At 71.6% G+C, this 10,090-nt stretch carries 5 protein-coding genes; 2 read left to right on the top strand and 3 right to left on the bottom strand.

Going from position 1 to position 10,090, the window contains the following annotated elements; translation table 11 throughout:
• Nucleotides 1-4,839, bottom strand: a 4,839-nt coding sequence (locus ACFFCN_RS09825; RefSeq protein WP_375491138.1) for an NAD-glutamate dehydrogenase, incomplete at its 3' end; no start/stop codon positions are given.
• A gap of 117 nt (nucleotides 4,840-4,956) precedes the next feature.
• Here ACFFCN_RS09825 and ACFFCN_RS09820 point away from each other — a divergent pair.
• Together ACFFCN_RS09820 and ACFFCN_RS09815 are read left to right on the top strand one after the other, a co-directional pair.
• Nucleotides 4,957-6,387, top strand: a complete 1,431-nt coding sequence (locus tag ACFFCN_RS09820) for an NAD-dependent malic enzyme (RefSeq protein WP_375491136.1) — start codon at nucleotides 4,957-4,959, stop codon at nucleotides 6,385-6,387.
• Nucleotides 6,388-6,444: 57 nt separating this feature from the next.
• Nucleotides 6,445-7,332: a DUF4349 domain-containing protein gene (locus tag ACFFCN_RS09815; RefSeq protein ID WP_375491134.1), complete on the top strand. Its 888-nt coding sequence runs from the start codon at nucleotides 6,445-6,447 to the stop codon at nucleotides 7,330-7,332.
• On the opposite strand, the gene hisC is transcribed toward ACFFCN_RS09815, so the two are convergent.
• The gene (gene hisC / locus ACFFCN_RS09810) at nucleotides 7,329-8,387 is read right to left on the bottom strand and encodes a histidinol-phosphate transaminase (protein ID WP_375491132.1); all 1,059 of its coding nucleotides are present in this window, start codon (nucleotides 8,385-8,387) and stop codon (nucleotides 7,329-7,331) included. The genes ACFFCN_RS09815 and hisC overlap by 4 nt on opposite strands.
• On the bottom strand, nucleotides 8,384-10,078 hold the full coding sequence (locus ACFFCN_RS09805; protein WP_375491130.1) for a DEAD/DEAH box helicase: 1,695 nt from the start codon (nucleotides 10,076-10,078) through the stop codon (nucleotides 8,384-8,386). Before ACFFCN_RS09805 ends, hisC begins: the two co-directional genes overlap by 4 nt.
• Nucleotides 10,079-10,090: the final 12 nt, after the last annotated feature.

Raw genomic sequence — 10,090 nt, 5'->3', positions numbered from 1 at the left:
GAGGTCGGCAGCGGCCTTGGTCACCCCGCCGCGGACCGTCGCGCGGGTGCGCTGCACCCGCGCGGCGTTGTTCTCGATCCACGTGTCGATGCGCTGGTCCGCAGGCTGCGCGGGGTCGGTGTCGTTGAGCACGGCCAGCGTGATCGAGGACAGCGCGGCGTACAGGTCGTGCCGGATCGCCGAGCGGGCCAACGTCGACCAGCGGTCGTCGCGGGGGAGCGCCGTGATGAGGGTCAGCAGGCTGTCGACGCTCAACCGTTCGGAGATCGCATAGTGCACCTGCGCCACCGACTGCCGGTCCTGGCCGCTGCGCGCTGCAATCTCCACGACGTCGAGCAGCAGGAACGCGCTGAGCAGCTCGGCGAGCTGCAGTGCGAGCTCGCGCGGGATGCCGAGCTCGATGAGTGAGTCGGCGTCGGCGTAGAGGGCGTCGCGTTCCACGCCGCGCAGCAGCTGCGGGCAGTCCGAACCCAGATCGCGCACGATCGGCCGGTAGCGCTCGATCTCCGCGGCGACATCGGTGATCGGGTAGCGCACATCGACGAACCAGCGCGTCGCGCGGTCGACGAGCCGGCGGATCTCCTTGTACGCCGCATGCTGCGCGGCGGTGGGCACCACGTTGTCCAGCGACTCGATCTGCGCCCACAGACTCGGTAGGTCGAACACCGTGCGCACCACGCTGTACGCGCGGGCCACCTGCGAGGCAGGCACACCGGTCTCCTCGATGGTGCGGTGCACGAACGTGGTGCCCGAGCGATTGATCATGTCGTTCACGAGCGCGGTCGTGATGATCTCTCGCTGCAGCGGGTGCTTGTCCAGGTCGGCCGCGAAGCGCTGTGCGATCGCCTTCGGGAAGTAGTCGGCGAGCACCCGCTGGTAGTACGGCTCGTCGGGCAGTGTGGAGTCCTCGACCTCCTGCGTCAGCGTCTTCTTCGCATAGGCGACGAGCACCGCGTTCTCGGGGGGCAGCAGGCCCAGGCCGTCCGCCTCGCGACGGGCCATCTCGGCGTCGTCCGGCAGGAACTCCAGCGCGCGGTCCAGCTCGCCGGCGGCCTGCAGGTCGCGCATGAACCGCAGGTGCACGCCGCGCAGGGCCGGGCTGAGCATCCGCGCCATGCCCAGCAGCACGTTCTGCTCGTAGTTGTCGCGCAGGACGTGCGCGGCCACGTCGTCGGTCGCGGCCTCGAGCAGCTGATTGCGTTCGTCACAGTCGATCTCGCCACGGGCCACCGCGCGGTCGAGCAGGATCTTCAGGTTCACCTCGTGGTCGGACGTGTCGACGCCCGCCGAGTTGTCGATGGCATCGGTGTTGATATGGCCACCGTGCCGCGCGTACTCGACGCGCGCGCGTTGGGTCAGGCCGAGGTTGCCCCCCTCGCCGACGACCTTGCAGCGCAGCTCGTCGGCGTTCGCGCGCAGCGCGTCGTTCGCCTTGTCACCGGCGTCGGCGTTGGTCTCGGCGGACGCCTTGACGTAGGTGCCGATGCCGCCGTTCCAGAAGAGGTCCACCGGCGCGAGCAGGATCGCGTGGATCAGCTCGGCGGGGGAGAGCTCGGTGACCTGGGCATCGAGGCCGAGTGCTCGCGCGACCTCAGGCGTGATCGGCACCGACTTGACGGTGCGCGGGTGGACACCGCCCCCCGCGGAGATCAGCGACCTGTCGTAGTCCGCCCACGACGAGCGCGGCAGTTCGAACAGGCGTCGGCGTTCGGCGAACGACGTGCCAGCGTCCGGGTCCGGGTCGAGGAAGATGTGCCGGTGGTCGAAGGCGGCCACCAGCCGAATGTGCTCGGACAGCAGCATGCCGTTGCCGAACACGTCGCCGGACATGTCGCCGACGCCGACGACGGTGAAATCCTGCGTCTGCGTGTCGACGCCCAGCTCGCGGAAGTGGTATTTGACCGACTCCCACGCACCGCGCGCGGTGATGCCCATGGCCTTGTGGTCGTAGCCCACCGAGCCGCCGGAGGCGAAGGCGTCACCGAGCCAGAAGCCGTAGTCGAACGCGATCTCGTTGGCGATGTCGCTGAACGTCGCCGTGCCCTTGTCCGCCGCGACCACGAGGTACGGGTCGTCGGCGTCGTAGCGCCGGATCTGCGGCGGCGGCACGACCTGCTGGGTGCCGTCCTCGGCGGTGCGGTAGTTGTCGGTGACGTCGAGCAGGCAGGAGATGAAGGTGCGGTAGCACGCGGTGCCCTCGGCGAGCCAGCGGTCGCGGTCCGTGCCCGGATCGGGCAGCCGCTTGGCGACGAAGCCGCCCTTGGCGCCGGTGGGCACGATGACCGCGTTCTTGACCGTCTGTGCCTTGACCAGGCCGAGGATCTCGGTGCGGAAGTCCTCCCGGCGGTCCGACCACCGCAGGCCGCCGCGGGCGACCGGCCCGAAGCGCAGGTGCACGCCTTCGAAGCGCGGCGAGTAGACCCAGATCTCGTAGCGCGGGCGCGGCTGGGGCAGGTCCGCGATGCGGCGCGGGTCCAGCTTGAGCGCCAGCGCGGTGCGCCGTTCGCCCTCGACCTGCCCCGCGGCGGCGCCAACCGGCGCGTCGGTGCGGTAGGCATTCGTGCGCAGCGTGGCGTTCACCAGGGCGAGCAGCGAGCGCAGGATGCGGTCCTGGTCCAGGCTCGCGACGTCCGCGAGCAGCTGCTCGATGTGCTCGACGCGGCTGGTCTGCCCGTCGACGACCGGCGCCTCGCCGTCGCGGTGCGGAGCGAAGCGGGACTCGAACAGCTCCACGACGGCAGCGCTGATCTCGGCGTTGTCGACCATCGCCTGTTCGAGGTAGCCCTGGCTGAACATCGTGCCGACCTGCCGCAGGTACTTGGCGTAGGCACGCAGGACGTTCACCTGCCACCACGTCAGGGGGCTGCGGACGACCAACGCGTTCAGCCCGTCCTGCTCGATCTCGCCGCGCCACAACAGCCGCACGGTGTCGATGACGTTGCGCGCGCGGTCGTCGTCGAAGTCGACGCCGGCCGGCAGCCGCAGGCCGAAGTCGTAGATCCACGCCGACTGCTCACCGCCGAGCGCGATCTCGTACGGGCGCTCGTCGAGCACCTCGATACCCATCTGCGTGAAGATCGGCAGCGCCCGCGCCAGCGACACCGCGCCGCCGGTGCGGAACACCTTGAGCCGCCGGTCGGCCGCGTCGTGCCCGCCGGGCGTGTACAGGTCGAAGGCCAGACCGTCGTTGGTGGGCAGCGCACCGAGCCGGGTGAGGTCGCGCACCGCGGTGGCCGCACCGAAGTCCTCCTTGTACGCCTCGGGCAGCGCGGCGGAATACGTGCTGACCAGCCGTTCGGCCTCGTCCTCGCCCTTGACGAGGGCGAGCAGGTCGTTCAGGTCGTCGCTCCACCGGCGGGTGACCTTCGAGACCTCGTCCTCCACCTCGCGACGCTCCGGCGACGGCGGTTGGGTGCCCGGCCGCACCGCGATGAGCAGCTGCATCCGCGCGAAGTTCATCTCGACGATGCGGTCGTCGCGGCCGATGATCTCGCCCGGCCAGTACTTGGTGATCACCTTGCGAACGGCGCGCCGCGTCTCCGGGCCGAACCGGTCTGCGGGGAAGTAGACGAGCACGCTGACGAAGTCGCGGTTCAGGTGGATGCGCGCGAACACGCCGACGTCGCCGTGCTCGGCGCGGTCGGCCACGAGCTGCGCGAGCCGCAGCAGGTCGGTGGTCGGTGCCTCGAGCAGCTCGTCGCGCGGCAGCGTGCGCAGCGCAGCGAGCAATCGGCGGCCGGTGTGACTGGACGCCCGTACGCCGGAGCGCTCCATGATCTCGCCGATCCGCCGGCGCACGACCGGCACCCGGCCGACGGTGCCGTCCTCGGCGCTGGTGATGAGGCCGAGGAAGACGTGCATCAGCGACGGTTCGCGCTCCGTCGCCGGGGTGATGACGGTGACGCAGTCGTAGTGCGCCGAGCGGCGCACCGTGGACACCAGCGGCGACTTGAAGATGACCAGCGGCACACCGCTGCGGTAGGCGGGCAGCAGTTCGAGCGCCGAGATCCGCGCGCGGCCGCGCAGCACGCCGGAGCTCGCGACCTCCCGCTCGGTATGGGTGCTCGCGAGGTCGTTCGCCGAGTACGCGGCGTGGCCGAGCACGAGGTAGTTGCCGTCGGCCAGCCAGCTGAGCAGGGCGCCGGCCTCGGCGCTGGTCTCGCGGTCGAAATGGCCCGGATCGGTGCGCAGCTGCTCGGCGAGCTCACGCACCATCCGGTACATGTGCGGCATGTCCGCGACGGCGTGCAGGACGTCGTCCAGGACCCGCTCGAGGTCGTCGGCGAGCTGTGCGCGGTCGTCGGCCGGTACGTGCGCGCACTCGATCCGGATCCACGACTCGACAGCGGAGCCGTCTGGCACGTCGCCGTTGTCGTCGATGTCGAGGACGCGCGTCATCGCGCCGTGCGGGTCGCGGGTGACGACCAGCTGCGGGTGCAAGACCCGGTGCACCTGGTAACCGTGCCGGGCGAGTTCGGCGAGCAGCGACTCGACGATGTACGGCGCGTCCTCCGAGACGATCTCGATGACCGTCAGCGGGTCGACAGCGGCGGGGTTCGCGCCCGCGGCCACCGTGCCCCCGCGCGGCACCGGCCGGCGGGTGTCGCTCCACTCCTCGGCGTCCACCACCCGCAGCCGCGTCGTGCCCCAGGGCCGGCTGCGGCCGAAATCGAGTGCATCGCGGGCGATCGACGCCAACGCGGTGCTCGACCGGCCGCGCAGCTGCGCGTCCGCGTGGATCAGGTATCGCCGGGCGAAGACCGCGGGATCCGGACCTGCGGGGTCGTCGGGGGGTGCGACGGGCTCGCCGGCGTGGGCGCCGGCGTGCGTGTCAGTCATCTGCGAGTCACCTCGTTGTGACGGCCAGACGGGTTCGATCAGGCACTCCTCCCATCTTGTCACTGCGGCTGCGGGCCGGGCAGGCGGGACTCAGGCGCGGCGCGCAAGGATGGGGACATGGTCGACTCCGTGCCGGCGGCGACGCAGCCGCCGAGAGCTCTGCCCACGAGTGCGTCGTACGGGATCACGGTGCGGGTGTACGCGCCGCCGTCGGCGTCGGTCGTCGGAGAACTCGCGACGGCGGTCGGCGCCGCCGGCGGCCTGGTCACTGCGATCGACGTCAGCGAGTCGCGCGCCGATCGGATCACTGTCGACGTCAGCTGCTCAGCGGCCAACGGCGAGCACGCGACGCAGCTCGTCGAATCGTTGCGGGCGGTGCCGACCGTCACCGTCCACCGGGTCAGCGACCGCACCTTCCTGCTGCACCTCGGCGGCAAGATCGCGGTGCAGCCGAAGGTCGCGCTGCGCACCCGCGACGACCTGTCGATGGCCTACACGCCGGGCGTCGGCCGGGTGTCGATGGCGCTGGCCCAGCACCCGGAGGACGTCGCGAAGCTGACCGTCAAGGGCAACGCCGTCGCGGTGGTCACCGACGGCTCGGCGGTGCTCGGGCTGGGCAACATCGGCCCGGGCGCGGCGCTGCCGGTGATGGAGGGCAAGGCCGCACTCTTCAAGCGCTTCGCCGACATCGACGCGTGGCCGATCTGCCTCGACACGCAGGACACCGACGAGATCGTGCGGACGGTGCGGGCGATCTCGCCGGGCTTCGGCGGCATCAACCTGGAGGACATCTCCGCGCCGCGCTGCTTCGAGATCGAACGGCGGCTGCGCGCCGAACTCGACATCCCGGTCTTCCACGACGATCAGCACGGCACCGCGATCGTGGTGACCGCGGCGCTGACCAACGCGTTGCGCTGCACGGACAAGCAGCTGGACACGGCACGCATCGTCGTGGCCGGCGGGGGAGCGGCCGGCACCGCGATCGTCGGCCTGCTGCTCGCCGCCGGCGCACGGCACGTGCTGGTGTGGGACCGCGAGGGCATCCTGGCGCCGGACGACACCCGGCTCGGGCCGGCGAAGCGTGAGCTCGCCGCGCGCACCAATCCGCAGTGCGTCACCGGTGATCTGCACGACGCACTTCGCGGCGCCGACGTCGTGATCGGCGTCAGCGCGCCGAACGTGCTGCCGGCGCAGTGGATCGCGGACATGGCGCCGTCGCCCGTCGTGTTCGCGCTGGCCAACCCCGACCCGGAGACCGACGTCGACGCCGCACAGCATTTGGCCGGCGTGCTCGCCACCGGGCGCAGCGACTACCCGAACCAGATCAACAACGTGCTGGCGTTCCCGGGCGTGTTCCGCGGCCTGCTCGATGCGCGAGCCCGCGACGTGACAGTGCCGATGATGCTGTCCGCAGCCGAGGCGCTGGCGCGCTGCGTGTCGGACGAGCAGCTGAACGCGAGCTACATCGTGCCGTCGGTGTTCGACCCCGCCGTGCCCGGCGCGGTCGCCGCCGCGGTCCAGGAAGCTGCCGCCGCTGCGCCGTCGTGACCTGACCGCAACCGGGTTTCGCGAACGCAGTCGCCGCGCGGGCTCGTCGTGATGGGCATGACTCGCCTTCGTCAATTGTTGCCGGTGCTCGTCGCGACGCTGACGCTGTGCGCGGCTTGCTCGGGGTCCGCGACGTCCGAGAGCAGCGGCGCGGACGAAGCAGCGGCACGTCACGGAGCGGCCGCCTCGGCTGCCGGCGGTGCGACCACGGCCGACCGGCCGCGCACCGCTGCGACGACACCGCTCGAGCGGCAGCTGATCCGGACCGCAGAACTGACCGTCGCCGTCCGCGGCGCGTCGCAGCTCGGCGCGCAGGCCGACGCAGCCGGCGCGATCGCCGAGCGGACCGGCGGCGAGATCGACTCCGACGACCGCAGCGCGGGTGCCCGTCCTGCCGCGACACTTCAGCTGCGGGTGCCGCCGATGCAGCTGGACCAGGTGCTGCACCGACTTGCCGCGCTCGGTGTCGAGCAGTCGCGCTCGTCGTCGACCCAGGACGTCACCGAGCGCGTCGCCGACGTGACGTCACGGGTACACAGCGCGCAGGACTCCCTGACCCGGCTGCGCGCACTCTACGGTCGCGCGACTCGGGTTGCCGACGTCATCGCGATCGAGTCGGAGATCAACAACCGCGAGGCCGATCTCGAATCGTTGCAGGCACAGCAGCGCGCGCTGGACCGCCAGACCGCCCTTGCGAGCGTCACCGTCCATCTCGTTGTCGCGGCGCGACACCACCAGCCGACGCCGCCGCGCGCGGGCGGCTTCGTCGGCGGCGTACAGCGCGGCTGGCACGCCTTCGTGACGGCTGCGGTCGCGCTCTCGGCGGCGTTCGGGGCGCTGCTGCCGTTCCTCGCCCTCGCGTTCGTCCTCGGCCTGCTTGCCCGGCTGCTCGGCCTGCGGTTGCCGCGCGTCGCCCGCCGGCGCACGACGCCGTCGGCCGACTAGACGAGGTCGGCTGCGGCGGCGAGGAACCGGTCGTTCTCCTCCGGCGAGCTCACCGTGACGCGGGCACCCGACCCGGCGAACGCACGGACGATGACGCCGCGCGCCTCGCACCCGGCGGCCCATGCCGTGGTCGTGTCGCCGAGCGGCACCCACACGAAGTTCGCCTGGGTCGGCGGCACCGCGTGCCCCAAACGCAGCAGCTCGGCGCGGACCCGTTCGCGCTCGGCGACGACCTCGGCGACGCGCTCGCGCATCTGCTCCTGCGCCGGCGCCTCGAGCGAGGCCAGCGCGGCCGCCTGGGCCACCGTGGTGACCGCGAACGGCACCTGCGTCTGCGCGATCGCCGCGGCGACCGCCGGATCGCCGGCGATCGCGTAGCCGACGCGCAGACCGGCCAGCCCGTACGCCTTGGAGAACGTCCGCAGCACCACGACGTTCGGGAACTCGTCGAGCAGGGTCAGCCCGTCCGGCACGGCGTCGTCGGCGACGAACTCCCGGTAGGCCTCGTCGAGCGCGACGACGACATCGGACGGCACCGCGCGCAGGAAACGGACCAGCGCGTCACGGTCGACGGCGGTGCCGGTCGGGTTGTTCGGGTTGCAGACGAACACCAGCCGGGTCTTGCCCGTGACCCGCTGCGCCATCGCGTCGAGGTCGTGCACGTACCCACCGTCGAGCGGCACCTGCACCGAGGACGCGCCGCTGACCGTCGTGATGATCGGGTACGCCTCGAACGAGCGCCACGCATAGATGACCTCGTCGTCCGCGTCGGCGACGGCCTGCACGAGCTGGGTGCACAGCGACACCGAGCCGCAGCCCACGCGCACCTGCGCGGCGTCGACGCCGTTGCACGCCGCGAGTTCGCCGACGAGCTGGGTGGAGTTCGAGTCCGGGTAGCGGTTCGCGCCGGCGGCGGCGGCCGCGATGCGCTCGAGCACGTGCGGCAGCGGCGGGTAGGGCGTCTCGTTGCTGGCCAGCTTGATGGCACCGGGCACGGTGCGGCCGGGAACGTATGCGGGCAGCGTGCTCAACGCCGGACGCAGCTGCGGGCTCATGATCGGTGCTCCGTCCTGGCCTTCGGTGCGCGATCCGACGTGCGTCGGTCCGCCTTCGACGCGTGCCGTTCCGCCGGCGGCTTGTAGCGCTCGACGCGGGCCTTACGGCCCTTGATCAGCGTGTTGCGCAGCGCGTCGATGACCTCGCGCTCCGCGGCCTGCGGGATCTCGACGGTCGAGAACTTGTGCGTGATCTCGATGGCGCCGATCTGTCGTCCGGACAGGCTGGTCTCGTTGGCGATCGCGCCCACGAGATCCTGCGGACGGATCTTCGCGGCGTGCCCGAGGCTGACGAACACCGTCGACGTCGGGCCGCGGTCGCGCGTCTTCGCCGTGCGCTCGCCCGCATCCTGCCTGGCCGCCGAGTCGGCACTCGGCGAAGGGATCTCATCGGTCTCGTCCGCGCCGCTCGCCTCGTGCACCAGACGGACGGCAGCCAGCGCGACCTCCATCAGATCGTGCTCGTCGGTGAGCGTGTCCACCACGACGCGGTACTGCTCGCTGTCGCCGTCGGCGAGCGTCTCGGCCAGCGCGGCGCGGGTGAGCTCGAGACGCCGGGCGCGCAGGTCGGCGACGGTCGGCAGCGTCTCGACAGTGATCTTCTGCTTGGTCGCCTTCTCGATCGTCTTGAGCAGGCGGTGCTGACGCGGTTCGACGAGCGTGATCGCCACGCCGTCGCGACCGGCACGCCCGACCCGGCCGATCCGGTGCACGTAGGAATCCGGCGCGGACGGTAGGTCGTAATTCACGACGTGCGTCAGGTGGTCGATGTCGAGTCCGCGCGCGGCCACATCGGTGGCGACGAGCAGTTCGGCGGTGCGGTTGCGCACGCGCGACATGACGCGGTCGCGCTGGTCCTGCGTCATACCGCCGTGCAGCGCCTCGGCGCGGTAACCGCGGGCGGCGAGCGTCTCGCCGAGCGAGTCGACCTCCTCGCGGGTACGGCAGAACACGACGGTCGCGGTCGGCGACTCGACGTCGAGGATGCGGCCGAGGGCGGACGCCTTGTGCTGGCGCGGCACCAGGTAGGCGACCTGCCGGACGTTGGCCGGTCCGGTCTCACCCTTCTCGCGGTGGATGCGCACCTTGACCGGCCGGGTCAGGTAGCGCTGCACGAGCCCATCGATGCGCTTGGGCAGCGTGGCGGAGAACAGCACCGTCTGCCGCTGCCCCGGCACCTGAGCCATGATCGCTTCGATGTCCTCGGCGAAGCCCATGTCGAGCATCTCGTCCGCCTCGTCGAGCACGACGGTGCGCAGCTGCGCGAAGTCGACGGTGCCGCGCGTGAGGTGGTCGATGGCGCGTCCGGGGGTGGCGACGACGACGTCCACGCCGGACTCCAGAGCACGGATCTGCCGGCCGATCGGCTGGCCGCCGTAGACGGCAAGCACCCGCGCGCCGAGTTGGCGGCCGTAGCGGTGCGTCGCCTCGGCGACCTGGATGGCGAGTTCTCGCGTCGGCACCAGCACGAGCGCCTGCGGCGCAGCACCGCCGGGCGTCAGTTGCTGCAGCAGCGGTAGGGCGAACGCGGCGGTCTTGCCGGTGCCGGTCGCGGCCTGGCCGACGACATCGCGGCCGGCGAGCAGCGCGGGAATGGCCTCGCGCTGGATCGGTGTCGGCTCCTCGTAACCGAGCGCGTCCAGCGCGCGCTGCAGCTCGTCGCGCAGCGCCAACTCACCGAAGGACGTCACGCGTCGAGTCTG

Origin of the sequence: uncultured Jatrophihabitans sp. (genome assembly GCF_964246335.1) — a bacterium.
Classification (GTDB): domain Bacteria; phylum Actinomycetota; class Actinomycetes; order Mycobacteriales; family Jatrophihabitantaceae; genus Jatrophihabitans.
Note: the sequence above shows the minus strand (reverse complement) of the source record. Positions and strands in the feature narration are given on the sequence as shown.